Source organism: Mesorhizobium sp. W067 (assembly GCF_054719525.1).
Genome location: NZ_JBTTII010000001.1, coordinates 2,462,508 through 2,487,339 on the forward strand (window position 1 = coordinate 2,462,508; position 24,832 = coordinate 2,487,339).

Consider the following 24,832-nt stretch of genomic DNA (forward strand, 5'->3'; position numbering starts at 1 on the left):
GATTACTTCTTCAGCTCGATTCCGACACCTTTGTTGATGAAGGCCAGCGTATAGGCCTTCTCGATATCGATGCCCTCGGGCGTGACCTTGGCCTTGACCATCTTGTCATAAAAGCTCTTGATCCGGTCTTCGTTCATGGCGCCGATGCCGAGCTTTTCGGTGTCGCCGGAATCGGCCAGGCCGAACTTCTTCATCTGCTCGATCGAGAAGGCAATCTGCTCGTCGCTCATGTCGGGATTGTCTTTCTTGATCATCTCGTTGGCGGCCTTGTTGTCGCCGTAGAGGTAGTTGTACCAGCCCTTGGCCGAGCCATCGACGAAGCACTGGACCACCTCCGGCCGCTTGTCGATCGTGTCCTGCATCACCTCGATCGTCGTCGAATAGGTGTCCCAGCCATAGTCGGCGAGCAGGAACTGGTTGGGCACGAAGCCGCCTTCCTTCTTGACCGCAAAAGGTTCCGAGGTGACGTAACCCTGCTGGATCGACTTCTTGTTGGCCAGGAATGGAGCGGTGTTGTAGGTGTAGGGCACGCGCTTGGCGGCATCGAAACCGAGTTCGATGACCATCCACTGGAAGAAGGTCTGGACGCCCTCGTCGCCGAGAATGTACTGGTCGGCGTTCTTCAAATCCTCCCACTTGTCCAGCCCCTGCCCCGGGTGGGACATGATGACTTGAGGGTCCTTCTGGAAATCGGCGGCGACGACGCGCATCGGGATGCCCTGCTGGACGGCGTCGAAAGCCGACAGCAGATTGCCGCCCATGTAGAAATCGAGCTTGCCGGCCAGCAGCAGCGGCCGCCCGCTGACCTGCGGACCTCCCTGCGAAATCGTCACGTCGAGGCCACATGCAGCGTAGGTGCCGTCGGCGACGGCCTGGTAGTAGCCGCCATGCTCGGGCTCGGCCAGCCAGTTGGTGCCGAAGGTGACCTTCTCGTTTGCTGCCGCGCCGAACGTGCCGGCTCCAAGCAGCGCGACCGCAAGCGCTGAAATCTTCTGTTTTCCGTACATCGACACCACCCTTTGTTGGCTCCGGAGCGTCACGCGCCGGGCTCGACACCATTGATCCAAGAAGCAAGACACATGCCACCGCCCGGGCCGCCTGCTTGCGCGGCAGTCACTGCCAACACCGGACGGGTCATGCTGTGCGGGAGGCATCGTGCCTATTTTTTGGACGCCTGTCCACAATCGCCCTTGTGCCATGCACCACATCTTGAACGTACTATCGGTCACGTCTTAGGCTGCTCTCGCAGACAGGAGATTGCCATGTTCAGATACCTCGCGCCGAAGTCGATCAAGCCGCCTTTCGCCCGCTACAGCCACGGCGTCGAGGTGCCGCCAGGCAAGCGGCTGGTTCTGTGCTCCGGTCAGGTCGCCATCACGGCGGACGACCAGATCCCCGAGGATGCCGGCGCGCAGGCCGAGCTCTGCTTTCAAAACATAGCGGCGATTCTGGCTGAAGCCGGGCTGGGGCTAGGCGACATCGTGCGCATAAACGCCTACGTCACCGACCGCGCCTTTCTGCGGCCCTATATGGACGTCCGCGACCGCTTGTTTGCCAGCCCCGCGCCCGCCTCGACGCTGATGATCGTGTCAGGCTTTGCGCGGCCGGAGTTCAAGGTCGAGGTCGAGGCGATTGCGGCTGGGTGATCGACAGACGACGTTTGGCGCGCTAGGTCTCCCTCACAGTCAAGAGGCATGACATGACCGTTGCAAACAGACGCGTTTGGTGGGGCGACTACCGGACCACCGAATACGCCGCGATCGATCCGGAGGCGACGATTGCCGTGCTGCCGGTGGCGGCGATCGAGCAGCACGGCCCCCATCTGCCTGTATCAACCGATACCTCGATCATGAACGGCATGCTGGAGACGGTCATCGCCCGCCTGCCCGGCGATCTCGACATCCGCATCCTGCCGGTCCAAACGGTCGGCAAGTCGAACGAGCATCTGCAGGCGCCGGGCACGCTCACCCTGCCGGCGGCCACCCTGGTCGATGCCTGGACCGAGCTTGGCCTGTCCGTTGCCCGCGCAGGCGTAAGGAAACTGATCGTCGTCAACTCGCATGGCGGCAATGAAGAGATCATGGGCATCGTCACGCGCGAGCTGCGCGTGCGTGAGAGGATGCTGGCGGTGAAGACCAGCTGGCAGCGCTTCGGCCGCCCCGCCGGCATGTACACCGAGCTGGAAGACCGCCATGGCATCCATGGCGGCGACGTCGAGACCTCGTTGATGCTGCATTTTCGCCCGGAGTTAGTCGACATGGCCAAGGCCGACAATTTCGCCTCCAAGGTCGCCCGCGCCGAAACCGAATTTGCGCTGCTGCGCCACACCGGAACGCACGCTTTCGCCTGGATCGCTGGGGATCTCAACCCCAACGGCGTGGTCGGCGATGCCAGCATTGCCACGGCCGAGAAAGGCCGACTGACGGCGGAGCATCAGGCCGACGGCTTCATCACCCTGTTGAAGGATGTGCGCAAGGCGAAGCTTGCCGACTGGCTGGCATAGCGGGCCGCCTTAGCCGTCGATCTTCAACACGAAAGGCGTACCCTCAAAAGCATCGGCGCCGCGTCCGATCGCCTCGATCGCTTCGATCATGCGGCCTTGTCGTGAGAGCAGAGCATCCGCGACGGCGATCAACCGTGGATTGGGTGTCGCCGAGGGCGAAAGCTTCCGCAATGTCTGCGCAAGTTCGACTTCGTCGCGCTTCGGGGCGAGCGCCGCCGCAATGATATAGGCCGAGGCGGTCGAGCGGCTGATGCCGGCATAGCAATGGACGACCATGGGTTTGGCGCGGTCCCATTTCCGGGCGAAATCGAGCAGATTGCGCACATGGCCTTCGCCGGGCATGGTCATGCCGTCCTGCGCCACCGCGATGTCGTGCATGACCAGATGCAGGTGGTTTTCCCTCGCGATTGAGGCCGGCCGCGTCACCTCGGTGCCGGCAGCGAGCAGCGACAGCACGCGCTCGGCGCCGCTTTTGGCCACCGTCTCCTCAAGCTTTGCCAGCGAACAGATATGGATCATGGCGCGATCTCCTTCGACCCATCGTCGCGCCGTGCGTGCCAGTCGGCAAGCGCCGATTCGAGCCGCTGCCATTCCTCCTGACTTCCAGGCAGCCCCGCGCGGAGCACCTGGGGACGCTCGGAAAAATGCCTGAGCAATATGCCGCGCTCACCGAGCGTCGAAAACAGCCCCGGTGCATCGGCAAGCCGGAGATAGCGAAACAGCGTCGTGCCGCCGGCGACAGCAACGCCAAAGCGCGAAAGCAGCGCATCGAGCCGCGCCGCATCCTGCGCCAGCCGCCGCCGCATGTCGGCCTGCCAGCCGCTGTCGGCAAGCGCGCGGATGCCGTATTCGAGCGCTGGGCCGGCGACCGCCCAAGGGCCGAATTGCGTTTCAAGCCTTTCGACCGTCACCGCATCGGAAAGTGCGAAGCCGAGCCGCAGGCCGGCGAGACCGAAGAACTTGCCAAACGAGCGCAGCACGACGATGCCGCCCCACCCGACATCGCCGGCCAGGCTTTCCGCGTGCGGGCCGACATCCATGAAGGCTTCGTCGACGACCAGCAGACCGCCTATGGCGCGCAATGTCTCGGCAAGCCGAAGCAGCCTTTCCCGCGACACGACTCGCCCGTCGGGATTGTTGGGATTGACGACGATCGCAATTTCGGCTCCGGCAAGCGCCTCGAAATCGTCGACTTCCGCCACCGCATGGCCGGCAATCGCGGCGGCCCTGGCATGCTCGGCATAGGTCGGCCCGAGCACCAGCGCCTTGCCGGGGCTGACCAGCGAGGCGACGCGCGGCAGCAGGATCTGCGTGCCCGGGGCGACCGCCACATTCTCGGCCGAAGGCGCGCCATAGGCGCCGGCCGCGACCCTGGCCAGCTCACGCAGGCGCGCGGCCTCCGGCAATCGTGACAGGGCGGTGGCGGGCAGCTCGAAAAGCGGGTAGGAGTGCGGATTGATACCTGTCGAGAGATCGACGAAAGGTTGTGGCGCGTGAGGGAAGAGCGCCCTCGCCCGGCCAAGGGATCCACCGTGATCCACCACAGTAATCGCTCCATCAGAAAGCTTCATGTCGATCCTGATCGCTTTCCTGTCGCTGGCCATCGAACGCATCCTGGGTTACCCGGACTGGCTGTTCCGTGCCGTCGGCCATCCCGTCACCTGGTTCGGCAGGCTGATAGCCTTTCTCGACCACAGGCTCAACCGCGACACTGATTCCGACGCGCTGCGTCGCCGCCGCGGCGTGCAGGCGCTGCTGGTGATCGTGCTGGTGCCGGCGGCAATCGCCTTCATCGTGCAAATCCTGCTCTGGCAGCTCTTTCCTGCCGGCATGATCATCACGGCAATCCTGGCCTCGTCGCTGCTGTCGCAAAAGAGCCTTACCGAACATGTCGAGGCGGTGGCCGATTCGCTGGATACCGGCGGGCTGGCGCTCGGCCGCATCGCGGTTGCGCGCATCGTCGGCCGCGATCCCGAGAAGCTCGACCATGCCGGCGTCAGCCGCGCCGCCATCGAAAGCCTGGCCGAGAATTTCTCCGACGGCATCGTTGCGCCCGCCTTCTGGACAGGTGTCTGCGGTCTGGCCGGCGGCGTCGCCTACAAGGCCGCCAACACCGCCGATTCGATGATCGGCCACCGCACCCCGCACCACGAGGCCTTCGGCCGCGCGGCGGCACTCTTCGACGACTGGATCAACCTGCCGGCGTCCCGGCTGACCGCGTTGCTGATCGTTGCCGCCGCCTTTCTCGTTGACGGCGCCGATCCCCGCAACGCCTGGCAAGCAGTGCGGCGCGACGCCAAAAAGCACCGCTCACCCAATGCCGGTTGGCCGGAAGCAGCAATGGCCGGCGCACTCGGCCTGGCGCTCGCCGGCCCGCGCAGCTATGGCGGCGTTGTCGTCGAGGACGCCTATATGGGCGAAGGCGGCCGCCGCGAGGCCGACAGCACCGACATCCGGCGGGCGCTGAAACTTTACCAGATAGCAGACTATCTGCTGATCGCGCTGTTTGGATTGCTCTCCGCGGTCGTCATCTACCTGGATGTTTTGATCTCGCAGTAGATGCGCCGCCTGACTCACCAAGAGACACGGACTTCCTTGGCGTTTGAATCCACCGCCGCGCCAAATCTTTTGATCGCGTAACCGCCGGCGGCCACTGCCGAGGATTTCAGCACAGGCTCAATCACAAGGAAAAGCTTCTCGGCGTCTGGCCCGTACAGATAGAGGGTGCATTTGCCCTCGCCAAACTCGTCGCCATCAAATTCGCCGACATGCGCATTCGAAACAGCTTGTTCCAACCGATCCTCCAGAACTTGGACCGATTGCCGCTCTTCCGGCGCCCCGAACTGACCGCCGCTCAGAAGAAGATAGACAATTACCGCTTGTTCCAACGGTCATCTCCCGAAGTTAGACCCTCAAAACTCGATTCCCTGCTGCGCCTTAACGCCTGCGGAAAAATGGTGTTTGGTCACGCCCATCTCGGTGACGAGGTCGGCCGCCTCGACCAGCGCCGGCTTGGCATTGCGGCCGGTGACGACGACATGCAGGCCTTCGCGCCGCGCCTTCAGCGCCGCCACCACTCTGTCGAGATCGAGATAGTCGTAACGCAGCGCGATGTTCAGTTCGTCCAGCACGACAAGGCTGACAGAGGGGTCGGCGATCAGCTCCAGCGCCTTGGCCCAGGCGGCTTCGGCCGCCGCAATGTCGCGCTTCAGATCCTGCGTCTCCCAGGTGAAACCCTCGCCCATCGTGTGCCAGACGACACGGTCGCCGAACGCCGCGAAGGCGTCCTTTTCGCCGGTGTGCCATTTGCCCTTGATGAACTGGACGACGCCGACGCGCTTGCCATAGCCGAGCATGCGCAGCGCCAGCCCGAAGGCGGCCGTGGTCTTGCCCTTGCCGGGTCCGGTGTTGACGATCAGCAGCCCCTTCTCGACCGTCTTTTCCGCGACCTCGGCGTCCTGCACCGCCTTGCGTTTGGCCATCTTGGCGCGGTGGCGTTCTTCGTCTTTTGCGTCGATATCGGTCATCATTTCACCTTGAGCGGCAGCCCCGCCACCATCAGTAGCACCGTATCGGCAACCGCCGCGACCTGCTGGTTGAGACGGCCGGCGGCATCACGAAACCGGCGTGCGAGCGCATTGTCGGGCACGATGCCTTGCCCGACTTCGTTCGAGACAACGAGCCAGGGCCCGCGCGGCCGCGACAGCATGTCGGCTAGCCGCCGGCATTCCGCCTCGAGATCATGGTCGGAAAGCATATGATTGGTCAGCCACAGCGTCAGGCAATCGACGAGCACCGGCTGGTTGTCGGGCAAGGCTTCGAGCGCTCCGACAAGATCGAGCGGCGCGTCGATGGTCGCCCAGCCTTCGCCGCGCCGCGAGCGATGCAGCGCGATGCGCTCGCGCATCTCATCGTCATAGGCTTCGGCGGTGGCTATATAGGCCCATGGCGGCGGCAACGCCGTCGCCAGGGTTTCGGCATGCGCGCTCTTGCCGGAGCGCGCACCGCCGATGATAAAGGTCAAACTGCGATCAGGCAAAGCTGTCGCGCAGGCTGGTCGCCGAGCCGGTGAAGCGTTCGCGCACCACGCCAATGACGGCGCCGAGCACCAACCAGAACACCAGATTGGTCACCGTCACCGCCACCACGAACTGGTGATGCAGGCCTTCGGGGATCGGCGTCTCGAAACTGTCGGGCTGCGGCGCGCCGACAATATGCGGGGCGACGATCAGAACGACGGCAAGGACGGTCAGCGGCGCCGAGGTGCGGAAGGCGATCAAGGCAAGGCCAATGGCAGTCGCCACAACCGTCGCCACCCACCAGATCTGGCGCTGCATGAGATCGGCCGCCGGCATTGCCGGCAGTTCCGGCGGCAGGCCGAGGCCCGGAGCCAGCGTGAATACGGCAAAGCCGGCCAGACCCCAGAACACCCCCTGGCGCCAGTTGCCGATGCCGCCGGCGAATTCGGAGACCGCCACCAGGACCAGCGCGAAACCGATACCGGTGACGATATTGGCCAGCACGCTGAAGGCGAATCGCTCGAAGCCGTCGGCCGGCGCCCAGCCTTCGTCCTCCGCTGGCGCGGCAGCTTCAGCCGGTGCGGGTGCTGCGCTGCTCACGGCATTTTCCGCCGGCGCGGCGGTGCTCATGGCATTGGTGTCCGCAGCGTTGGCGGCGGGCGCCGCGGCATGCTCATGCTCATGGCCGCCACCAGCCTTTTGGTAGACCTCGGCCTTGAGGATCAGCGGCACGGTGGCGTGGGCCTGCATGCAGGCGAGAGCGACACCCGCCACGAGCCCTGCGATCGCCGCGATGAACACGACGTTGCGAAACAGGTTCATGATGTCAGATCCTCGTCAGTGGCAGGGAAACGCCATCGAATGGCGATAGTCGTGCGCCGCATTGTGGACCGCATCGATATGCGAGAAACCGACAACGCCGACGACGAAAATGCCCAGAAACGCGCTAAGCACGAGCTGCATGAAGCGCGACTGCGAGGAGACGGAAGCGCCGAGGGAGACGGAAGCGGTATTCATATCTTGTCCTTTCGCCCTCCACCCGAGGGCATCGAAGTCAGTTCCCTGTCGCCGGCAGGTCTCCTGGCTCGCGGATCAGCGCCCTTCCCCACCTTCCCGAGGAAAAAATCCTCAGTGGCTTGGAGAGGACTACCGCACACAGTTGCGGGGGCAGCCACGGCATTGGGCAACAAGTCAGCCCTCACCGCATTCCCTCTTGGTCCCTAACGGAACCGACGACATGCATGACTATAGGCTGAAACGGCCGCATCCGGCAAACCAAATTCCGCCGGCCAACAGCGCGAATGCGCCATGCGGCGTTACGGGTTCAACGCGGTGATCCGCTCGGCAACCAGCCGCTGCAGCCGCCACAGATGGCGATCGTGAATGCCGCGCTCTTCAAGGTTTTTCACCGTGTTGTAGAGATAGTCGGCGCCCGACCCCCAGTGCCCGCAGGACGTTGCCAGCCTTTCGACGACCTTGCCCTCGTCGAGCGGCCCTGAATAGGTCAGGCCGTTGCGGTTGATGACGAAGGCCAATGCCCTGAGCGGTCCGGCCTCGCTTGCAAGCTTCAGCATGCGCGGCCGGTAGCTTGTCGGCTTCAGCGTGACTTCGCGCCGGAAAAGCCGGCCCAACTGCCCGCGCCGGTTACTTTCGGTCAGCCGGAAGGCGACGCCCTTGCATTGTCCGCCACGGTCCAGCGCCATCATCAGGCCGGGGCTGTCCTTGGTGCCGCGCCAGCGCGTCATGTTCATGCAAAAGGACCGATGCCAGCCGCGCGCCAGCGCAACGCGGTCCTCGACATAATCTATTTCCGGTTTCCAGATCAGCGATCCATAGCCGAACAGCCATAGCGGTTCGCTATCCGGGAGTTCGACCTGCAATTCATCCAGCAGCGCGTCATAGTCGGCGTCATCGAGATGCATCGCGTCCGGATCCGGCCCGGGGTCCCTGATCTCGCGCCAGCAGCGCGCGACCAGCTCCGGCGTAAGCGACATCTGTCGTGCGGCCAATTTCCGAATCCCCCCAATTTCCGAATGTCCCATGTCCACGACATGATTATGCGCCGCGCCTGCAACCGGCAATGCGGCACTCTGATTGACAAACTATCTGCCGGGGTGTCGGCTGACGCTTCATAGGAAGCCAGCCATGCATCCCAACCCGAGCGAGCGCGACCCCTATAACGGCCTGAGCCGGGCCGAACCGACGCTACCGTCATCGGCCTATTGGGATAGCGAGGCTTACCAGCGCGATCTCGACGCCATCTGGTACAAAAGCTGGCTGCTCGTCTGCCGCGAGGCCGATCTTGCCCAGCCTTTGGCATTCAGGACATTCCGCGTTGGCACACAGGAAATCGTCGTGCTCCGCGACGACACCGGCGAGTTGCGCGCCTTCCACAACACCTGCCGGCATCGCGGCTCGCAGCTTTGCCAGGAAAGCGAGGGCCGGCTGAAAGCGCGGCTCATCACTTGCCCCTACCATGCCTGGTCCTACTCGCTGCGCGGCGATCTCGTGCGCGTTCCCTCGAAATCGCTGCCAGATGGTTTCGACAAGGCAGATCATCCGCTCTACCGGGTGGCGCTGTCGGTATGGCGCGGCTTTGTCTTTGTGAACCTTCAGCAGGCTGCGGCCGGCTCCGCCGGGACCTCCTTCGATCCCGCATCCGGCGACCTCGCCAACTGGCCGCTGGAAACTCTGGTATCAGGCCATGTCCTGCGCAAGGTGATGAACTGCAACTGGAAGATCTTCTGGGAGAACTTCAACGAGTGCCTGCATTGCCCAGGCGTCCACAAGGACCTGTCTCGGCTGGTGCCGATATACGGCCGCGGCCTGATGAGCCGGCACGACGACCCCGACTGGGTCCGCCATGCCGACAATGACGCACCGGAGTTTTCGGGTGGCCTGCGCGCCGGCGCCGAGACCTGGTCGCGCGACGGACATGCCCATGGCCCGGTCTTCCCGGGCCTGACGCCGGCCGAGCGTGCGGCCGGACAGACCTATGCCACCAGCCTGCCCTCGATGTTCATCGTTGGCCATGTCGATTATGTCAGGACGGTGCGACTGATGCCGCTCGGTCCCGAACAGACCGAACTCACCGCCGAGTGGCTGTTCGCGCCCGAGGCGCTGGCTGAGACGGACATCGACAATGTCGTCGCCTTCGGCACCCAGGTGCTGGAGGAGGATGCCGCGATCTGCGAGATCAATCAGAAAGGCCTGCGCTCGATGCGCCACCAGGCCGGCGTGCTAATGCCGGAGGAGTACGATCTGCACCGCTTCCACAACTGGGTGCGCGAGCGGCATGCAGCGCTTGAGGCAACCGCCTGATCGGCGACTAAAGCGACTTCGGCAGATAGCGCCAGGAGATAAAGCCGCAAACCGCGGCCAGAATGCCCAGCGTCACGAACACCGAGCCGAGGCCGAAAAACGCCAGCACCACCGAATAGACCAGCGGCGGCGTCAGCTCGGAAAAGTCGAGATAGGTGCGGTAGACCGCGGCCATCTGCGCCCGCTCATAGGACCGCACCGAGCGCATGAAGGCGGTCGAGCCCAGTGCATCGAGCGCGATGGTGAAGAAGGCGCCGCAGAGCAGGAAAAAGCCCGTAAGCAGCGGCGCGGTAGTGCCGACCGCGCCCGCCGCAAGCAGCGTCGCCGACATCGCGAAATAGGCGAAGGTCATGGTGCGCCGGCCGCCGAAGCGTTTTCCCGCTTTGCCCCAGAAGATCGCCATGAACAACAGCGCATTGCCGGCCGAAACCAGCAGGCCGCCGGCAAGCTTGCCCTCGCCGGTAATCACCATGAACAGCGGCCCGTAGACGAAGAACGTCGTCCAGAAGCAGGAGCGGCCGAAGGCGATCAGCCAGGCCAGCCTGAGCCTGGGTTGTGCTACGAAGCGGCCGATATTGGCCAGCGGATTGGCCGGCCGTGTCTTGCCCGGCCGGATCGACCGGTTGTCGCCCAGCCTGTAGGTCCAGAACAGCGCCAGCAAGGCCAACGCAAACACCGCGACCGCGCCATGCGCGGCATAGATGCCGTACCGTGTGTAGAGGAAGATGCCGAGTGTCGGCCCGCCGGTCCAGGCCAGCATCGACCACGCCATGCGCAGCGATTCGGCCTGCATGAAATCGGTCTTGCGGATGTGGTCCATGATGTAGAGGTTGAGCGTGATCGACAGGGCGCTCGCCCCCATCACGCGGCACAGCATGCCTGCCAGTTGCCCGGCAAGCGTGTGGGTGACGAAGAACAGCGAGCCCATCGCCAGCAGGCAGGCGCCGGCGGTATAGACCCAGCGCCGGTCAAACCTGCGGATCAGCATCGGCATGAACAAGGTCACCGACAGGCCGAGCAGCGCCACGATGGTGTAGAGGATCGAGACGATCTGCTCGTTGTGCAGAATCTCATAAGCCTGGATCGGGATGACGCTCGACACCGTGGCACGGGCGAAGGATTCGACCGCATAGAGCGAGGCAAAGGTGCGCGCATCCGCCGGACGCAGGGCTGGCAGCCAGATCGGATGGCGCACATGGGTGGACATTTGATCCCCAAATCAGACTCGCAGCCCAAATCTGCGCTGGCGCTTCCTCCGCCGGTAACAGGAAACCGACCCCTTCCCGGCAAAAAGCGAATTCGGCCAAAGGCTTTCCGGCTCTGGCCTAAAGCGCCGCGCGATGCAGCCGCACGGCGCGACCCGGAGCGTAGAGGGCGGCCTTCTTTTGTCCGGTGCAACCGTGATAGTCGTCTTTGGGGCTGAATCAGATCGCGAGACCATGAGCATCCATACCGCACCCCCTGGAGATCAACTGAAGCGAGATCAACCGAAGCGCATCGTCGCCATCGATGTCGTACGCGGCATCGCGCTGATCGCCATGGCGAGCTACCACTTCACCTGGGATCTCGAAAATTTCCACTACACCGATCCCGGCCTCACCGCCGTCGGCTGGTGGAAGATCTATGCGCGCTGCATCGCCTCGACCTTCCTGTTCCTGGTCGGCGTCAGCCTGTTTCTCGCGCATGGCAGGCAGATCCGCTGGACCGGCTTCTGGAAACGTTTTGCCATGGTCGCCGTCGCGGCCGCCGCTATATCGGCGGTCACGTACTTCATCACGCCGGACAGCTTCATCTTCTTCGGCATCCTGCATCAGATCGCGCTGGCCAGCCTGCTCGGCCTTTTGTTCTTGCGGCTGCCGTCCTTGCTGGCGCTTGTCGTGGCGGCGGTGGTGATCGCCGGGCCGATCTATTTCCGATCCGAAGCCTTCGATCATCCGGCGCTGTGGTGGGTCGGCCTGTCGGCGATCAACCCGCGCTCCAACGATTACGTGCCGCTGTTTCCCTGGTTCGGCGCCGTGCTTCTCGGCATCGCCGCGGCAAAGTTTGCGTCCACCACCGGCCTGCTGGCGCGGCTGGCCACGCTGGGATCAGGAAGCTGGACCAGGCCGCTCACCTTCATCGGCCGCCACAGCCTGGCTTTCTATCTGATCCACCAGCCGCTGCTGTTCGGCTGCGTCTGGCTGTTCTCGCAGATCGCGCCGGCGCCGGTCGAGACACGGGAAGTAGTCTTCCTCAAGGAATGCCAGGTATCCTGCGAACAGCAGCGCGACACGGAGTTCTGCACCAGCTATTGTGTGTGCATGCTGGACACGCTGCAAAGCGAAGCGGCATTCGACCGGCTCTACAATGGTGACCAGACCCCGGAGTTCAAAGCGCATCTCGGTGAACTCGCCGGCATCTGCACCGCAAGGACGGAGGAGAGTCCGATGACGCAGGGAGGGCAACAATGACCGACAAGCTCACAAAACCCGGGCTGGCAAAACCCGATCTACCGAGACCACGGCTGATCCCATGGCCGCCGCTGATCTACATCGCCGCCATTGCCATCAGCATCGCGCTCGGCCTGTTCTATCCCCTGCCCTGGATCGGCGACCTCTTGGGCGACCTTTTGTTTGCCGCCGGCTTTGTGGTGCTGTTTGCCGTCGCAGCCCTCTGGTTCACCGCTATCCGCACCATGATCGGGGCCAAAACGACGATGAACCCCAATGGCGTGCCGGATCATCTGGTGACGTCCGGCCCGTTCGGCGTGACGCGCAACCCGATGTATCTGGCCAACACGCTGCTTTTGATCGGCGTCGCCTTCGTCTCGGGGATCGTATGGTTCCTGCCGCTGGCTTTGATCGCGGCATTTGCAACGCAGAAGGTCGCCATCGAGAGCGAGGAGAAGGTGCTGTTCGCCAAATTCGGCAAGAAGTACCGCGACTATACGAAGCGGGTCAGGCGCTGGATCTGAGGCGGCGTGGCAGGGGTGTATACCTTGGCGATTAGCTGGCGCATCCGTTTCTTCGTCATCCACGGGCGGAGCAAGGAGCGTAGCGACGCAGCACAGACCCGAGGATCCATGCCGCGACTCCAGAGCGTTGCTATGGTCCAGAATTCGCTACCGCTGCACTCCACGACCGATGTCACGGAATGGATTCTAGGGTCTCCGCGACGGAGCTTCGCTCCTGCTTCGCCCTAGAATGACGAAGTGTGGAAGGCCTCCGCTAATCGCGAACGTTTGCGACGGGCGCGCAAACGCTCGACGGTCCGCTCAGGTATTAACCCCCAGCTCCACCAGCCGCTCGACGCAAGACTCCTCAGCCTGGTCGAGCTCCGCCAGCGTCTCCTCGAGATCGCGGCGCTTCTGCCTGAGATCCTCGCGCTTTTCCTCGATGCGCTTGATCATCAGCTTGAGTTGACCGACCTCGCCGGGCGGTTCCTTATACATCTGGATGATTTCGCGGATCTCGTTGATCGAGAAGCCGAGCCGTTTCCCGCGCATGATCTGGCGGATCAGATGCCGGTCAGATGGGCGAAACAGCCTTGTGCGGCCCCGCCGGACCGGTTGCACCAGCCCCTCATCCTCGTAGAAGCGCAGCGTCCGCGTCGACACGTCGAATTCGCGGGTCAGTTCGGTGATCGAATAATATTCCCGCATCTTTGCTCCAAATGTCGGAACATCGGAAAACGCCCGGTCGCCCGGGATTTCCAACGCATTCCGATCAACCCCGTTCCAAGCCGGACTCGGCATGAAACCCCGCGCAAGCCTCGCACCACATTTACGTAAAAGTCAATTGAGCCCGCAACGCCTCTTTCTCAAGGGATAGCGAACCACCAGGTGGCCAGCCCCAGGAAGGCAAAGAAGCCAACGACGTCGGTGACGGTGGTGACGAAAACCGCCGACGCCACCGCCGGATCGATCTTGAACCGGTCGAGCAATAGCGGGATCAGGATACCGGCAAGGGCTGCCACGAACATGTTGATGATCATCGCCGCCGCTATGATGCCGCCCAGATTGGCATCGCGGAACCAGACGGCCGCGACGATGCCGATCAGCACGGCGAAGATGATGCCGTTGATGGAACCCACGCCCATTTCGCGGCGGATGATGCGGCCGGCATTGTAGATGTCGAGATCCCTGGTCGCCAGCGCGCGTACCGTGACGGTCATGGTCTGCGAACCGGCATTGCCGCCCATGCCGGCCACGATCGGCATCAGCACGGCCAGTGCCACGATGTGCTCGATGGTGCGGTCGAACAGGCCGATCACCGACGCCGCCAGGAACGCCGTCAACAGGTTGACCAGCAGCCAGGGAACGCGCGAGCGCGAGGTCGAAAGAATGCTGTCGGACAACTCTTCGTCGCCGACGCCGCCCATGCGCAGCAGATCTTCCTCGGCCTCCTGCTGGATGACGTCGACGACGTCGTCGATGGTCAGCACGCCGACCAGCCGCTCGTTCTCGTCGACGACGGCGGCGGACAGAAGATCGTATTGCTCGAAGTCCCGCGCCGCCTCTTCCTGGTCCATGGTGGCCGGAATGGCGTGCCTCGTCTCGTGCATCACGTCTCCGACCTTGGTCGTGCGCTTGGTGCGCAGGATCTGGTCGAGGTCGATGGCGCCGAGCAACTTGAAGCTTGGATCGATGACGAAGATCTGGCTGAACCGCTCGGGCAGGTTCTTGTCTTCGCGCATGTAGTCGATGGTCTGGCCTATGGTCCAGAACGGCGGCACGGCGACGAACTCGGTCTGCATGCGGCGGCCGGCGGTCTCTTCCGGGTAGTCGAGCGAGCGGCGCAGCCTGATCCGCTCGGTGAACGGCAGCTGCGACAGGATCTCGTCCTGGTCTTCCTTTTCAAGATCTTCGAGAATGTAGACCGCGTCGTCGGAATCGAGGTCCTGCATGCCCTGGGCAATTTGCTCATTGGGCATATTGTCGACGATATCGCGGCGGATCGCCTCGTCGACCTCGGTCAGCGACGAGAAGTCGAAGTCGGCGCCGAGCAGTTCGACAAGGGCGCGACGCTGTTCGGGGTGCAGGGCCTCGAGCAGATCGCCAAGTTCCGACTGGTGCAGGTCGTCGACTTCGCGCTTCAGCGTCAGCGTATCGCGATCGGCGATCGCCGCCCCGATCTGGGCGAGGAATGATGACAGAACGGCGCCGTCCTCGCCATAGATGTCGGCATGGGCATCGTCAGCGGCTTTGGCGCCGGTCGTGTGGTCGTCCTGGCGTTCCACCAGCGGCTCCCGCCATGGGAATTTCGGAAAAGGTGCCTGTCAGGTCTAGCGCGCAACGCACGGTAATATCAAACGAAATGCGCCCCGCCCTGCATATGGGCGAGAGCGATTTCATCAGGATATGACGCCGCCCAGGATTCAGGCGGCGCGACAGCGCATGTCGCTGGGGAAAGAGCACCCCAGCACGGTTGGGGCAGAATTGTCATGATGCAGGTTCAGGCAAAGGCCGGACCCGCCCAGGCGACAACCAGAACAGCCGGAAGCCCTTGAAGATCAGGTCGCAGACGCAGAAAGCAATCGAGGAACGGCGCGTGCGCGTGGTCGTGGCCGAACGCAATCCGCTCGTGATATCGGCGCTGCGCGACATGCTGGACTGCGACGGGCGCTTCGAGCTCCTGGCCTGCGTGCAAAGCGGCAGGCATTTTCTTGAGTTGGCAGCGGAAGGCGAATTCGACGTCGCAATCATCGGGTGGAAGCTTGCCGACATGGACGGCGCCGATGTGCTGGCCGAGGTTCACAGCCGCAAGCTCGGCGTGCGCATCGCGGTGTTTTCCAACGACCACGACATCGGCATCCTGAAGCAGTGCGTGCGCCTCGGCGCCCAGGGCTACTGCTTCCAGTTCGACGATCCAGCGATCATCTTCGAGACCATCCTGGCCGTCGCGCATGGACGCATCTGCATCCCCTACATCGACATCAATAAGGTCAACGACACGCCCTTGTCGCTGCTCACCGTGCGCGAGCGCGAACTGCTGGCCGTGCTGTCCGACGGCTGGACCAATTTGCAGATCGCGACGCGTACGGGGATTTCCGAGAACACGGTGAAGTATCACCTCAAGAATCTCTACGACAAGCTCGACGTCCGCAACCGGGCGATGGCCGTCGCGCTCTATGCGCGCGAGCGGCGTACCCAGAAGCAGCCGTTCGGGTAGGAAAGCGATGAGCCGCGGGTAGGTCACCCGGGTAGGCAACCCCCACCCGCGCGCGGCAAGATGTTACCTCTTGAGGTGTTGTTGCCATTAGCCGTCGAAACGAAACTCCCCATCACCGCTTTGCTGGATCAGGAGGAGTTCGCGACATGGCCGGTTTCACCCATCTTTTCATTCCCGGACCGACCAACATTCCCGAACAGGTCCGCCAGGCGATGAACCTGCCGATGGAGGACATGCGTGCAGCATCCTTCCCCGATCTCACGCTACCGCTGTTCGAAGACATCAAGACGGTGTTCAAGAACGAGACCGGCCGCGTCTTCATCTATCCCTCCTCCGGCACCGGCGCCTGGGAAGCGGCGATGACCAATGTGCTCAGCCCCGGTGACCGCGTGCTGATGTCGCGCTTCGGCCAGTTCTCGCATCTGTGGGTCGACATGGCCGAACGGCTCGGCTTCGAGGTCGATGTCATCGACTGCGAATGGGGAACCGGCGTGCCGCTCGAGCTCTATGCCGAGCGGCTCAGGGCCGACAAGGCGCACCGCATCAAGGCAGTCTTCTGCACCCAAAACGAGACCGCGACCGGCGTGACCAGCGACGTCGCCGGCTGCCGCGCCGCGCTCGATGACGCCAACCACCCTGCTTTGCTCTTCGTCGACGGCGTCTCGTCGATCGGCTCGATCGACTTTCGCCAGGAGGAATGGGGCGTCGATTGCGCGGTCAGCGGCTCGCAGAAGGGTTTCATGCTGCCCGCCGGCCTCGGTTTCCTCTCCGTCAGCAAGAAGGCGCTGGTGGCCTCGCGGAGCGCCACCCACCGCCGCTGTTTCTTCTCCTTCGAAGATATGATCCGCGCCAACGACGCCGGCTATTTCCCTTATACGCCGGCTACTCAGCTGCTGCGCGGCCTGCGCGCCTCGCTCGACCTGATCGCCGAGGAAGGGCTGGAAAACATCTTCGCCCGTCACCATCGCCTCGCCGAAGGCGTGCGCAAGGCGGTCGACGCCTGGGGCCTGAAGCTCTGCGCCAAGACGCCTAAATGGCACTCCGACACCGTCAGCGCCATCCTGGTGCCGGACGGCGTCGACAGCGGCGATGTGGTCAAGCGCGCCTACCAGAAATACCAGACCGCGCTCGGCGGCGGCCTCAACAAGGTGATCGGCAAGGTCTTCCGCATCGGCCATCTCGGCTGGCTGAACGAGGTGATGGTGCTGGCCTCGCTCTCGGCCGCCGAAATGGCGCTGCTCGACTGCGGCGTACGGCTGGCGCCCGGCTCCGGCGTCGGCGCCGCCATCCAGCACTTCCGCGCCTCGGCCGCCGTGCCGGTCGCCGAAGCCGCCTGAGGAGCCGACAATGAGCCACACCATCAACCACCTCAAGAAATTACGGCTGCAGCGCAGCGAGCTGGCGGTTCCAGGCTCCAGCCCGGAAATGATCGACAAGGCGGCCAACAGCGCCGCCGACTTCATCTTCCTCGACATCGAGGATGCGGTCGCCCCGCCCGACAAGGAACGCGCCCGCAAGAACATCATCCAGGCGCTCAACGACATCGACTGGCGCGCCAAGGGCAAGACCGTCTCGGTGCGCATCAACGGCCTCGACACGCACTACATGTACCGCGACGTGGTTGACGTCATGGAGCAGGCCGGTGACCGGCTGGACACCATTTTGGTGCCGAAGGTCGGCGTGCCGGCCGACCTCTACATGGTCGAGGCCATGGTCAACCAGATCGAGATGGCAAAGGGTTTCAGGACCCGCGTCGGCCTCGAAGCGCTGATCGAGACCGCGCTCGGCATGGCCAATGTCGAGGCGATTGCCGCGACACCCGGCCGGCTGGAAGCCATGCATTTCGGCGTCGCCGACTATGCTGCAAGCTGCAAGGCGCGCACGGTCAACATTGGCGGCCTCAACCCCGACTATCCCGGCGATCAGTGGCATTTCGCTCTGTCGCGCATGACCGTCGCCTGCCGCGCCTATGGCTTGCGCGCCATTGACGGGCCGTTCGGCGACTTCTCCGATCCGGAGGGCTACATCGCTGGCGCCAGGCGCGCGGCGGCGCTGGGCATCGAAGGCAAGTGGGCGATCCACCCCTCGCAGATCGCGCTTGCCAACGACGTCTTCTCTCCACCGGAAAAAGAGGTCACCCGCGCCCGGCGCATCCTCGAAGTGCTGAAGGAGGCGGAGGCGCAGGGCAAGGGAGCGGCCGCACTCGACGGCAAGATGATCGACGCAGCGTCGGAACGCATGGCGCGCAATGTTCTGGTGGTCAACGAGGCAATCGAACGGGCCAGCCAATTCTCTAGCGAGCCGCGCGTCGCCACGCATTGACTGTTCAGGGAGGACAAAATGGACATCCACGAATATCAGGCCAAGGAACTGCTGGCACGCCACGGCGTGCATGTGCCGCGCGGCGGGCTGGCCTACAGCCCCGAGCAGGCGACCTACAGGGCCCGCGAGATCGGCGGCGCCAAATGGGTGCTGAAGGCGCAGGTGCATTCCGGCGCCCGCGGCAAGGCCGGCGGCATCAAACTGTGCGCCAATGACGAGGAGATTTCCAGCGCGGCCGAGGGCATGCTCGGCCGCAAGCTGGTGACACAGCAGACCGACCCGCGCGGCAAGCTGATTTCGCGCCTGTATCTCGAGGAAGCCGTCGATATCGCGCAGGAGCTCTATGTCGGCTTCGTGCTCGACCGCAAGGAAGAGCGCGTCATGATCGTGGCGTCCGCTGCCGGCGGCATGGAGATCGAGGACATCGTCGAGAAGGCACCGAACTCCATCCTGCGCACATCGGTCGATCCCGGCGTCGGCATGCAGCGTTTCCAGGCGCGCGAGATCGCCTTCGGGCTCGGCCTCGACCACAATCTGATCGGCAAGGCGACCGAAACCATCTTCGCCTGCTATCAGGTGTTCCGCGACTACGACGCCTCGATGCTGGAGATCAATCCGCTGGTGGTGACCCGCGACGGCAATCTGATCGCGCTCGACGCCAAAATGTCGTTCGACGAGAACGCGTTGTTCCGCCGGCCGGAAATCTCCGAGCTGCGCGACAAAAGCCAGGAAGATCCGCGCGAAACTTTTGCCAGCGACCGTGGCCTCTCCTATGTCGGCCTCGACGGCAACATCGGCTGTATCATCAATGGCGCAGGGCTCGCCATGGCGACCATGGACATGATCAAGATCGCCGGCGGCGAACCGGCCAACTTCCTCGACATCGGTGGCGGCGCCTCGCCGGAGCGGGTGGCGAAATCCTTCCGCGCCGTGCTCGGCGACAAGAATGTCGAGACCATCCTGGTCAACATCTTCGCCGGCATCAACCGCTGCGACTGGGTCGCCGAAGGCATCATCAAGGCGATACGCGAGGTCGGCGTCAACGTGCCGCTGGTGGTCCGTCTCTCCGGCACCAAGGCCGAGGAAGGCCGCCGCATCCTGGCCGATTCCGGCGAGGCGGTAATCGTTGCCGACACGCTGGCCGAAGCCGCCGAAAAAGCCGTCGCTGCCTTGCGCGCGGCCACCAAGAAAAAAGCAGCCTAGAGCCGGATGATTTCAGGTCGAATCGACCTGAAATCTGAATCCGTCTCTAAAATCAAACAGATGGAGCATGATGTCGTCCGAAAACCGCTTCACACTTTTCGGCATCATGCTCTAGGGAGGTCGAGAAAATGGCAATCCTGCTCAACCGCAGCACCCGCGTCATCGTCCAGGGGTTCACCGGCAAGATCGGCAGCTTCCATGCCGAGGACATGAAGCGCTACGGCACCAAGCTGGTCGGCGGCGTTACGCCCGGCAAAGGCGGCCAGAAGCATCTTGGCCTGCCCGTCTTCAACACGGTCAAGGGCGCGGTGCGCGAGACCCGCGCGGAGGCCAGCATCGTCTTCGTGCCGCCGCCTTTTGCCGCCGATTCGATCATGGAAGCGGCCGACGCCGGCATAAAACTCTGCGTCTGCATCACCGACGGCATCCCGTCGCAGGACATGATGCAGGTCAAGCGCTACATGCTGCGCTACCGCTACGAGGACCGCATGCGGCTGATCGGGCCGAACTGCGCCGGCGTCATCACGCCCGGACAGGCGCTGATGGGCATCATGCCCGGCAGCATCTATCTGCCTGGCCGCGTCGGCATTGTCGGCCGCTCGGGAACCCTGGGCTACGAGGCGGCGTCGCAGATGAAGTCGCTCGGCATCGGCGTCTCGACCAGCGTCGGCATTGGCGGCGACCCGATCAACGGCTCGTCCTTCAAGGACATGCTGAAACTGTTCGAACAGGATGACGACACCGACGCGGTGGTGATGATCGGCGAGATCGGCGGACCGCAGGAAGCCGAAGCCGCGATCTGGGCGCGCGATAATATGCGCAAGCCCCTGATCGCCTACATCGCCGGCCTCTCCGCCCCCAAAGGCCGCCGCATGGGCCACGCCGGCGCCATCATCTCGGCCTTCGGCGAGTCGGCGCAGGAAAAGGTCGAAATCCTGAAGGAGGCCGGTGTGATCATCGTGCCGACGCCGTCCTCGTTTGGTGAGGTGGTCGCCGATACGCTGTCACGTATGAAGAAGGCCGCCTGAACAGCGGCCTTCGCGTTCGACCGCGCCTCATGCTGCCTTGTCGGCTGCCGGCTTCGCGACCTTGGTGCGGGTGGCGCTGCGGCGGCCGTCGACGCTGACCGGAATGTCGCCGTCGACCGTGGCGCGACGGACCACCCGGTGCTGGTCGCCGTAATCGTTGACGGCGTAGTGCTGCGTCGCGCGGTTATCCCAGATCGCCACATCGCCGGCCTTCCAGCGCCAGCGCACGGTGTTCTCCGGCGCCGTGACATAGGACTGGAACACCTCGTAGAGCTTCGCCGAATCGCTTTTGGAAAGACCGATCAGCCGTTGCACGAAATTGCCGAGCAGCAGCGAGCGCTCGCCTGTTTCGGGATGGACGCGGACAACGGGATGCTCGGTCTCGTAGATCGTCGAGGTGAAGATTTCCTCGAAGTGCTTCTTTTCCGCAGCACTCGCACGCGGCCGCACCGCGGCGTAATCGTAGGCGTTGCTGTGCACCGCCCAGAGATTGTCGGCCAGCAGCTTCAACGGCTCGGGCAGGTCCTGATAGGCGGCCGCGGTGTTCGACCAGATGGTGTCGCCGCCGGCCGGCGGTATGACGACGCCGCGAAGAACGGAGAATTTCGGATAGGCGTCGACGAAGGTGACATCGGTATGCCATTGGTCGGCGCGACCGCCGCCACGGCTGGAATCGAGTTCGAGAATGGACGCCGTTCCCTTGACGGGACCTTGCGTCGGATGCGGGACGAGGTCGCCGAGACGCTGGGCAAAGCGCTCCTGCCCGGCATCGTCGAGATGCGCCTGGTCGCGGAAGAACACCACCTTGTGCCGCAACAGGATCTGGTTGATCGCCGCGACCGTCTGCTGCGGCAGGTCGCCGGAGAGCCGAATGTTCCTGATCTCTGCGCCGACGCGTCCGGTAAGCGGGACAATATCGGCATCCGGGATGATCTGCTCTACGGGGGTAAGTCTGGTCATGGGAACCTCTTCCTCTAAAGCCGCGGGGCTGCTGGCAATGCTCCGCCGTCTGCCGGCCGCACAGCGATCGGCGGAGCAACTCCCTCATCGGGAGCCGACTTGCTTGGTAACGAGAGCACTGATCTCAACTCAGGAGGCGAAGGCCGCCAAGGCCGGCGAGCAGTACCGAGATCCCATTCAAAGCGTAATTCTACAAATTCCATAGACATTTCTTTTCAAAGTTCGGCGGCCCTGAGAAAAATGCCTTCTGTCCAATTCGCTCGTGAGCAGCAGGCGGTGGAGCCCTGCGCGACGCGGCCCGCACCAGTAGTGACGCTGTCGTATCCCTTCGATATTGGAGATGGCGGGTGAATTGCATGCCTGATATTGATGGCTTCCACGCATCACGCAGGCGCCGAGATGACAGACTCCGATAAGGCTGACGCTGTCGAGCAATTGCTCGATACGCCTGACCTCGCCACCGCGCTGGAAAGCGACCAGTTCAAGAAATTTCTCGACCAGATGCCGATCGCGATCGCCGTCTCGGAATTGATCGCGAAGGAGCGTGTCGTCTACGCCAATCCCGAATTCGAGAAGCTCTCGGACCTCAAGGCGCCGAAGCTTGCGCGGGAAAACTGGGCGGCCCTTTCCGGCAGGGGGCTTCATCGGCAGAAGGACAGGCCGCTCGCCGAGGCTGTTGTTGAAGACACCGATTTCGTCGGCACATTTCGTCTTGAGCGCGGCGAGGACAAGCCGGCAATCGTCGACGTTTATTCCAACGTGATCGAGGACGACAACGGCAAGCTCTGCTTCCGGCTGGTGGCGCTTGTCGATGTCACGGCACACGGTGAGACCGAGGACGCGCGACCCGCGGAAGAGCTAATCCGGGAGAAGGACACCCTGTTGCGCGAACTGCAGCACCGGGTGAAAAACAATCTGCAGATGATCACCGCTTTGATCCGGATGGAAACCCGCAACGCCACCGAACCGGACCAGAAGCGTTTCGAAAGGCTTGCCGGCCGGGTAGACGCATTGGCAATCCTTTACCAGACCTTGTCGGCTGACCAGCAGAAGGATGAGGTGGATCTTGGTGTGTATCTTAGCCAGATCGCGTCCGCCGTCATGGCGTCGCACGCAGTCGAAGGTATCCGCCTCGACCTTAAGGTGGATACCTATCCGGTATCCATCAACGTTGCCATGCCGACAGGCCTGGTCGTCAATGAGTTGCTGACCAACGCTCTCAAACATGCATTCGTCGGGCGCGAGGGCGGCACGATCACGCTGCACAGCGTCGTCAGCGGCGATGGTTGCCGGGTGACTGTCGCCGATGATGGGATCGGTCTGCCGACGGGTGAGACCTGGCCCAGGCCCGGCAAGCTCGGCTCCCTGATCGCGCGGTCGCTGACCGAAAATGCCAAGGCGCAATTCGACGTCAAGTCGAGTGCCGGCGAGGGAACCAGGGTCACCATCGTCTTCAAGCGATCGGCGGCGACGGACTGAGGCTATGCAACGACGCGCCGGCAAATCCCGGCCGGACAGGTGCTTCGGGCGCTCGCGGGTGTGGCCTTAAGTCGCAAACGATTTGGCTTCAGAAGCGGGGCGCCGGGCTTCTTTGACGGTGCGATCAGCACCATATGTGGTCCACAGCCTCCAAAACGAGAGAAGCTCGCTCCGACGGGTCGCATCGCGGTCGTCAGCCGGCAAGGGCTATGAACCAGGAACTGAAAACCATCATGCGTGAAAATATCCGACCAGCGTCGAGAGACGTCCCCCTCATTCAGCTAGGCCTCAACCAGTGCCGCTTCCCGGTGAGCGAAGACCGCTCGGTACCCGGAGGTTACCGGTTTTGTGCCGGGCCGACGTCGCCGGATCGCGTCTACTGCGATCACCACCACACCGTCGTGACGGCCGTTGACCCTCGTCGAGCCCGTCCGGGTCTCCATTTCCCGCAACGACGCGCCGCTTAGGTCACCCACATCCCCTGCCCCGCCACCGTTAAAGCCGGGGACTCGGTGCAGGAGGCTGGCCGGTGCGAGCCAAATGGCGTTCGCGTGCGGCTTTGCGACCTCTTGTTGCAACTCTGCTGCGGCCGGTTCAAGCGCCAAAGGCGATGATTTGGCGTCGACGGCCTGAGAAGCCGCAATGATTTCAATGGCCGAAAAATTATGGTGCGGTCGAGAAGACTCGAACTTCCACGGGTTGCCCCACAGCGACCTCAACGCTGCGCGTCTACCAATTCCGCCACGACCGCCCGTGGTAGGAGCCGGAACGAACCGGCTCGCGGCGTGTAGCAAATCGTTTCCGGCGAAACAAGGGCGCGGCGCGCAATAATCGCCGCAAATTGGCATATCGGCCTCTACAGCGCCGCGCGTCCTGTGGGACGCGCAAAGGACGCTGCAGCACTTTGATTTGGCGCATGATCCTTTCCGAAGATCGTTCCTATCTTCGGGGTCGTGCGCGAAGGCCGAAATGCGTGGCGAACTGGACGTTTCAGCCGGATACCGCCATATGAAGGGCAAATGCATTTGGCCCCAGAGCGCAAGCCGGTTTCGCCAAGCCGGCGTGCGTCACGCGAAAAACGAAAAAGCCATGACCGAACGCAGCCAGATCGCCACGTCGTTCCTGCCCTTGCCGGGTTCGGCGCCGGTCGAATGGCGCATCGAGCCCGGCCTGACCGGCTACACCGATGCGCTGGCCCTGATGGAAGCGCGCGCCGAGGCGATCCGCACGGGTGCGGCCGCCGAGATGGTCTGGCTGGTCGAGCATCCGCCGCTTTACACCGCCGGCACCAGCGCCCGCATCGAGGACTTGATCGACCCCGACCGTTTCCCGGTCTTTGCCGCGGGGCGAGGCGGCGAATACACCTATCACGGGCCGGGGCAGCGGGTTGCCTATGTCATGCTTGACCTGAAGCGCCGGCGCGAGGATGTGCGCGCCTTCGTCGCCGCGCTCGAGCAGTGGATCATCGGCACGCTTGCCGCCTTCAATGTGCGCGGCGAACGCCGCGAGGACCGCGTCGGAGTCTGGGTGGTGCGGCCCGAGCGCCCGTCCCTGCCCGACGGCTCGCCGGCTGAAGACAAGATCGCGGCCATCGGCATCCGGCTGCGGCGCTGGGTGAGCTTTCATGGCATTGCCGTCAATGTCGAGCCGGATCTCAGCCATTTCAGCGGCATCGTGCCATGCGGCGTGCCGGATCACGGCGTCACCAGCCTCGTCGACCTCGGCCTGCCCGTGACCATGGGCGATTTCGACCTGGCGCTGAAATCCGCCTTCGAGGATGTTTTCGGGGCAGCGGAGTCAACTTCTGCAGAACCGGCTCGCAAGGCCGGCTGAGTCTCGCCTCGACCA

27 protein-coding genes, 1 tRNA gene and 1 riboswitch are annotated in these 24,832 nt (G+C 63.5%); of the genes, 14 read left to right on the forward strand and 14 right to left on the reverse strand.

The genetic code is table 11. The annotated features are described in order from the left end of the window. Positions 1–2 precede the first annotated feature (2 nt). Positions 3–1,007: an ABC transporter substrate-binding protein gene (locus ACYG97_RS12135; protein ID WP_023733789.1), complete on the reverse strand. Its 1,005-nt coding sequence runs from the start codon at positions 1,005–1,007 to the stop codon at positions 3–5. 255 nt (positions 1,008–1,262) lie between these two features. On the opposite strand from ACYG97_RS12135, the gene ACYG97_RS12140 reads away from it, so the two are divergent. Beyond that, positions 1,263–1,646 (forward strand): RidA family protein, encoded by a 384-nt coding sequence (locus ACYG97_RS12140; RefSeq protein ID WP_023670775.1) that lies wholly within the window; start codon positions 1,263–1,265, stop codon positions 1,644–1,646. Between the two features lie 53 nt (positions 1,647–1,699). Then, a complete protein-coding gene (locus tag ACYG97_RS12145) occupies positions 1,700–2,503 on the forward strand; it encodes a creatininase family protein (protein ID WP_023670776.1) in 804 nt (267 codons plus the stop codon). A gap of 9 nt (positions 2,504–2,512) precedes the next feature. On the opposite strand, the gene ACYG97_RS12150 is transcribed toward ACYG97_RS12145, so the two are convergent. Next, positions 2,513–3,022 carry a tyrosine phosphatase family protein gene (locus ACYG97_RS12150; protein WP_023690280.1) on the reverse strand — a complete coding sequence of 170 codons (510 nt, stop codon included), beginning with the start codon at positions 3,020–3,022 and terminating at the stop codon, positions 2,513–2,515. Next, on the reverse strand, positions 3,019–4,074 hold the full coding sequence (gene cobD, locus ACYG97_RS12155) for a threonine-phosphate decarboxylase CobD (protein WP_023733790.1): 1,056 nt from the start codon (positions 4,072–4,074) through the stop codon (positions 3,019–3,021). The genes ACYG97_RS12150 and cobD overlap by 4 nt, the downstream gene beginning before the upstream one ends. Here cobD and cbiB point away from each other — a divergent pair. Continuing rightward, positions 4,073–5,062, forward strand: a complete 990-nt coding sequence (gene cbiB / locus ACYG97_RS12160; RefSeq protein WP_023733791.1) for an adenosylcobinamide-phosphate synthase CbiB — start codon at positions 4,073–4,075, stop codon at positions 5,060–5,062. The two genes, cobD and cbiB, sit on opposite strands and share 2 nt — an antisense overlap. Positions 5,063–5,076: 14 nt before the next feature. Here the strand turns inward: cbiB and ACYG97_RS12165 are convergent, their stop codons facing one another. From ACYG97_RS12165 to ACYG97_RS12190, 6 genes are all read right to left on the reverse strand, one after another. Next, positions 5,077–5,391 (reverse strand): hypothetical protein, encoded by a 315-nt coding sequence (locus ACYG97_RS12165; protein ID WP_023670780.1) that lies wholly within the window; start codon positions 5,389–5,391, stop codon positions 5,077–5,079. 24 nt (positions 5,392–5,415) lie between these two features. Then, positions 5,416–6,030, reverse strand: coding sequence for a cob(I)yrinic acid a,c-diamide adenosyltransferase (gene cobO, locus ACYG97_RS12170; protein WP_023733792.1), 615 nt, complete (start codon positions 6,028–6,030; stop codon positions 5,416–5,418). Continuing rightward, complete coding sequence (gene cobU / locus ACYG97_RS12175; RefSeq protein WP_023690284.1) at positions 6,030–6,542, reverse strand: bifunctional adenosylcobinamide kinase/adenosylcobinamide-phosphate guanylyltransferase; 513 nt, start codon at positions 6,540–6,542, stop codon at positions 6,030–6,032. Before cobU ends, cobO begins: the two co-directional genes overlap by 1 nt. Continuing rightward, a complete protein-coding gene (locus tag ACYG97_RS12180) occupies positions 6,535–7,344 on the reverse strand; it encodes a CbtA family protein (protein ID WP_023733793.1) in 810 nt (269 codons plus the stop codon). The genes cobU and ACYG97_RS12180 overlap by 8 nt, the downstream gene beginning before the upstream one ends. A gap of 15 nt (positions 7,345–7,359) precedes the next feature. Further along, positions 7,360–7,539 (reverse strand): CbtB domain-containing protein, encoded by a 180-nt coding sequence (locus tag ACYG97_RS12185; RefSeq protein ID WP_023670784.1) that lies wholly within the window; start codon positions 7,537–7,539, stop codon positions 7,360–7,362. Between the two features lie 36 nt (positions 7,540–7,575). Next, a riboswitch (cobalamin riboswitch) is annotated at positions 7,576–7,771 on the reverse strand. A 67-nt stretch (positions 7,772–7,838) separates the two neighbouring features. Next, a complete protein-coding gene (locus tag ACYG97_RS12190) occupies positions 7,839–8,531 on the reverse strand; it encodes a gamma-glutamylcyclotransferase (protein ID WP_031203234.1) in 693 nt (230 codons plus the stop codon). Positions 8,532–8,667: 136 nt separating this feature from the next. On the opposite strand from ACYG97_RS12190, the gene ACYG97_RS12195 reads away from it, so the two are divergent. Next, positions 8,668–9,843: an aromatic ring-hydroxylating oxygenase subunit alpha gene (locus ACYG97_RS12195; RefSeq protein WP_023733794.1), complete on the forward strand. Its 1,176-nt coding sequence runs from the start codon at positions 8,668–8,670 to the stop codon at positions 9,841–9,843. Between the two features lie 7 nt (positions 9,844–9,850). Here the strand turns inward: ACYG97_RS12195 and ACYG97_RS12200 are convergent, their stop codons facing one another. Next, a complete protein-coding gene (locus ACYG97_RS12200) occupies positions 9,851–11,050 on the reverse strand; it encodes an MFS transporter (protein ID WP_023733795.1) in 1,200 nt (399 codons plus the stop codon). A 232-nt stretch (positions 11,051–11,282) separates the two neighbouring features. On the opposite strand from ACYG97_RS12200, the gene ACYG97_RS12205 reads away from it, so the two are divergent. Together ACYG97_RS12205 and ACYG97_RS12210 are read left to right on the forward strand one after the other, a co-directional pair. Next, positions 11,283–12,293, forward strand: coding sequence for a heparan-alpha-glucosaminide N-acetyltransferase (locus tag ACYG97_RS12205; RefSeq protein ID WP_023733796.1), 1,011 nt, complete (start codon positions 11,283–11,285; stop codon positions 12,291–12,293). After that, positions 12,290–12,796, forward strand: coding sequence for a methyltransferase family protein (locus tag ACYG97_RS12210; RefSeq protein WP_031244029.1), 507 nt, complete (start codon positions 12,290–12,292; stop codon positions 12,794–12,796). Before ACYG97_RS12205 ends, ACYG97_RS12210 begins: the two co-directional genes overlap by 4 nt. A gap of 300 nt (positions 12,797–13,096) precedes the next feature. Here ACYG97_RS12210 and ACYG97_RS12215 read toward each other — a convergent pair whose 3' ends face one another. Beyond that, a complete protein-coding gene (locus tag ACYG97_RS12215; RefSeq protein ID WP_006203215.1) occupies positions 13,097–13,483 on the reverse strand; it encodes a MerR family transcriptional regulator in 387 nt (128 codons plus the stop codon). A gap of 158 nt (positions 13,484–13,641) precedes the next feature. After that, a complete protein-coding gene (mgtE, locus tag ACYG97_RS12220) occupies positions 13,642–15,060 on the reverse strand; it encodes a magnesium transporter (RefSeq protein ID WP_023670790.1) in 1,419 nt (472 codons plus the stop codon). Positions 15,061–15,326: 266 nt separating this feature from the next. Here mgtE and ACYG97_RS12225 point away from each other — a divergent pair, with 266 nt between their 5' ends. The 5 genes from ACYG97_RS12225 to sucD all read left to right on the forward strand — a co-directional run bounded on the left by ACYG97_RS12225 (position 15,327) and on the right by sucD (position 20,545). After that, the gene (locus ACYG97_RS12225) at positions 15,327–15,992 is read left to right on the forward strand and encodes a response regulator transcription factor (RefSeq protein WP_023670791.1); all 666 of its coding nucleotides are present in this window, start codon (positions 15,327–15,329) and stop codon (positions 15,990–15,992) included. 146 nt (positions 15,993–16,138) lie between these two features. Then, on the forward strand, positions 16,139–17,329 hold the full coding sequence (locus tag ACYG97_RS12230; protein WP_023731220.1) for an aminotransferase class V-fold PLP-dependent enzyme: 1,191 nt from the start codon (positions 16,139–16,141) through the stop codon (positions 17,327–17,329). A 10-nt stretch (positions 17,330–17,339) separates the two neighbouring features. Then, positions 17,340–18,314, forward strand: a complete 975-nt coding sequence (locus ACYG97_RS12235) for an HpcH/HpaI aldolase/citrate lyase family protein (protein ID WP_023670793.1) — start codon at positions 17,340–17,342, stop codon at positions 18,312–18,314. An 18-nt stretch (positions 18,315–18,332) separates the two neighbouring features. Then, the gene (locus tag ACYG97_RS12240) at positions 18,333–19,517 is read left to right on the forward strand and encodes a malate--CoA ligase subunit beta (protein ID WP_023733798.1); all 1,185 of its coding nucleotides are present in this window, start codon (positions 18,333–18,335) and stop codon (positions 19,515–19,517) included. A 128-nt stretch (positions 19,518–19,645) separates the two neighbouring features. Next, positions 19,646–20,545: a succinate--CoA ligase subunit alpha gene (gene sucD, locus ACYG97_RS12245; RefSeq protein ID WP_023670795.1), complete on the forward strand. Its 900-nt coding sequence runs from the start codon at positions 19,646–19,648 to the stop codon at positions 20,543–20,545. Between the two features lie 27 nt (positions 20,546–20,572). Here sucD and ACYG97_RS12250 read toward each other — a convergent pair whose 3' ends face one another. After that, the gene (locus ACYG97_RS12250; RefSeq protein WP_023727685.1) at positions 20,573–21,505 is read right to left on the reverse strand and encodes a TauD/TfdA dioxygenase family protein; all 933 of its coding nucleotides are present in this window, start codon (positions 21,503–21,505) and stop codon (positions 20,573–20,575) included. A 399-nt stretch (positions 21,506–21,904) separates the two neighbouring features. Here ACYG97_RS12250 and ACYG97_RS12255 point away from each other — a divergent pair, with 399 nt between their 5' ends. Both ACYG97_RS12255 and ACYG97_RS12260 read left to right on the forward strand, forming a co-directional pair. Continuing rightward, on the forward strand, positions 21,905–22,984 hold the full coding sequence (locus ACYG97_RS12255) for a sensor histidine kinase (RefSeq protein ID WP_023690969.1): 1,080 nt from the start codon (positions 21,905–21,907) through the stop codon (positions 22,982–22,984). A 134-nt stretch (positions 22,985–23,118) separates the two neighbouring features. Then, the gene (locus ACYG97_RS12260) at positions 23,119–23,451 is read left to right on the forward strand and encodes a GcrA family cell cycle regulator (RefSeq protein ID WP_081731649.1); all 333 of its coding nucleotides are present in this window, start codon (positions 23,119–23,121) and stop codon (positions 23,449–23,451) included. Between the two features lie 199 nt (positions 23,452–23,650). Here ACYG97_RS12260 and ACYG97_RS12265 read toward each other — a convergent pair. Continuing rightward, a tRNA-Leu gene (locus tag ACYG97_RS12265) sits at positions 23,651–23,735 on the reverse strand. A 338-nt stretch (positions 23,736–24,073) separates the two neighbouring features. On the opposite strand from ACYG97_RS12265, the gene lipB reads away from it, so the two are divergent. Next, positions 24,074–24,817 (forward strand): lipoyl(octanoyl) transferase LipB, encoded by a 744-nt coding sequence (gene lipB, locus ACYG97_RS12270; protein WP_023670798.1) that lies wholly within the window; start codon positions 24,074–24,076, stop codon positions 24,815–24,817. Positions 24,818–24,832: the final 15 nt, after the last annotated feature.

Bases quoted from the DNA above. Each gene is read 5' to 3' on its own strand.
- ACYG97_RS12215 (WP_006203215.1), bottom strand. From the start codon at position 13,483: ATGCGGGAATATTATTCGATCACCGAACTGACCCGCGAATTCGACGTG.
- cobO (WP_023733792.1), bottom strand. From the start codon at position 6,030: ATGACCGATATCGACGCAAAAGACGAAGAACGCCACCGCGCCAAGATG.
- lipB (WP_023670798.1), top strand. From the start codon at position 24,074: ATGACCGAACGCAGCCAGATCGCCACGTCGTTCCTGCCCTTGCCGGGT.
- ACYG97_RS12235 (WP_023670793.1), top strand. From the start codon at position 17,340: ATGAGCCACACCATCAACCACCTCAAGAAATTACGGCTGCAGCGCAGC.
- ACYG97_RS12260 (WP_081731649.1), top strand. From the start codon at position 23,119: ATGTGGTCCACAGCCTCCAAAACGAGAGAAGCTCGCTCCGACGGGTCG.
- ACYG97_RS12195 (WP_023733794.1), top strand. From the start codon at position 8,668: ATGCATCCCAACCCGAGCGAGCGCGACCCCTATAACGGCCTGAGCCGG.
- ACYG97_RS12205 (WP_023733796.1), top strand. From the start codon at position 11,283: ATGAGCATCCATACCGCACCCCCTGGAGATCAACTGAAGCGAGATCAA.
- ACYG97_RS12250 (WP_023727685.1), bottom strand. From the start codon at position 21,505: ATGACCAGACTTACCCCCGTAGAGCAGATCATCCCGGATGCCGATATT.
- ACYG97_RS12240 (WP_023733798.1), top strand. From the start codon at position 18,333: ATGGACATCCACGAATATCAGGCCAAGGAACTGCTGGCACGCCACGGC.
- cobD (WP_023733790.1), bottom strand. From the start codon at position 4,074: ATGAAGCTTTCTGATGGAGCGATTACTGTGGTGGATCACGGTGGATCC.
- cbiB (WP_023733791.1), top strand. From the start codon at position 4,073: ATGTCGATCCTGATCGCTTTCCTGTCGCTGGCCATCGAACGCATCCTG.
- sucD (WP_023670795.1), top strand. From the start codon at position 19,646: ATGGCAATCCTGCTCAACCGCAGCACCCGCGTCATCGTCCAGGGGTTC.
- ACYG97_RS12200 (WP_023733795.1), bottom strand. From the start codon at position 11,050: ATGTCCACCCATGTGCGCCATCCGATCTGGCTGCCAGCCCTGCGTCCG.
- ACYG97_RS12150 (WP_023690280.1), bottom strand. From the start codon at position 3,022: ATGATCCATATCTGTTCGCTGGCAAAGCTTGAGGAGACGGTGGCCAAA.
- ACYG97_RS12135 (WP_023733789.1), bottom strand. From the start codon at position 1,007: ATGTACGGAAAACAGAAGATTTCAGCGCTTGCGGTCGCGCTGCTTGGA.
- ACYG97_RS12185 (WP_023670784.1), bottom strand. From the start codon at position 7,539: ATGAATACCGCTTCCGTCTCCCTCGGCGCTTCCGTCTCCTCGCAGTCG.
- ACYG97_RS12210 (WP_031244029.1), top strand. From the start codon at position 12,290: ATGACCGACAAGCTCACAAAACCCGGGCTGGCAAAACCCGATCTACCG.
- ACYG97_RS12255 (WP_023690969.1), top strand. From the start codon at position 21,905: ATGACAGACTCCGATAAGGCTGACGCTGTCGAGCAATTGCTCGATACG.
- ACYG97_RS12145 (WP_023670776.1), top strand. From the start codon at position 1,700: ATGACCGTTGCAAACAGACGCGTTTGGTGGGGCGACTACCGGACCACC.
- ACYG97_RS12180 (WP_023733793.1), bottom strand. From the start codon at position 7,344: ATGAACCTGTTTCGCAACGTCGTGTTCATCGCGGCGATCGCAGGGCTC.
- ACYG97_RS12140 (WP_023670775.1), top strand. From the start codon at position 1,263: ATGTTCAGATACCTCGCGCCGAAGTCGATCAAGCCGCCTTTCGCCCGC.
- ACYG97_RS12230 (WP_023731220.1), top strand. From the start codon at position 16,139: ATGGCCGGTTTCACCCATCTTTTCATTCCCGGACCGACCAACATTCCC.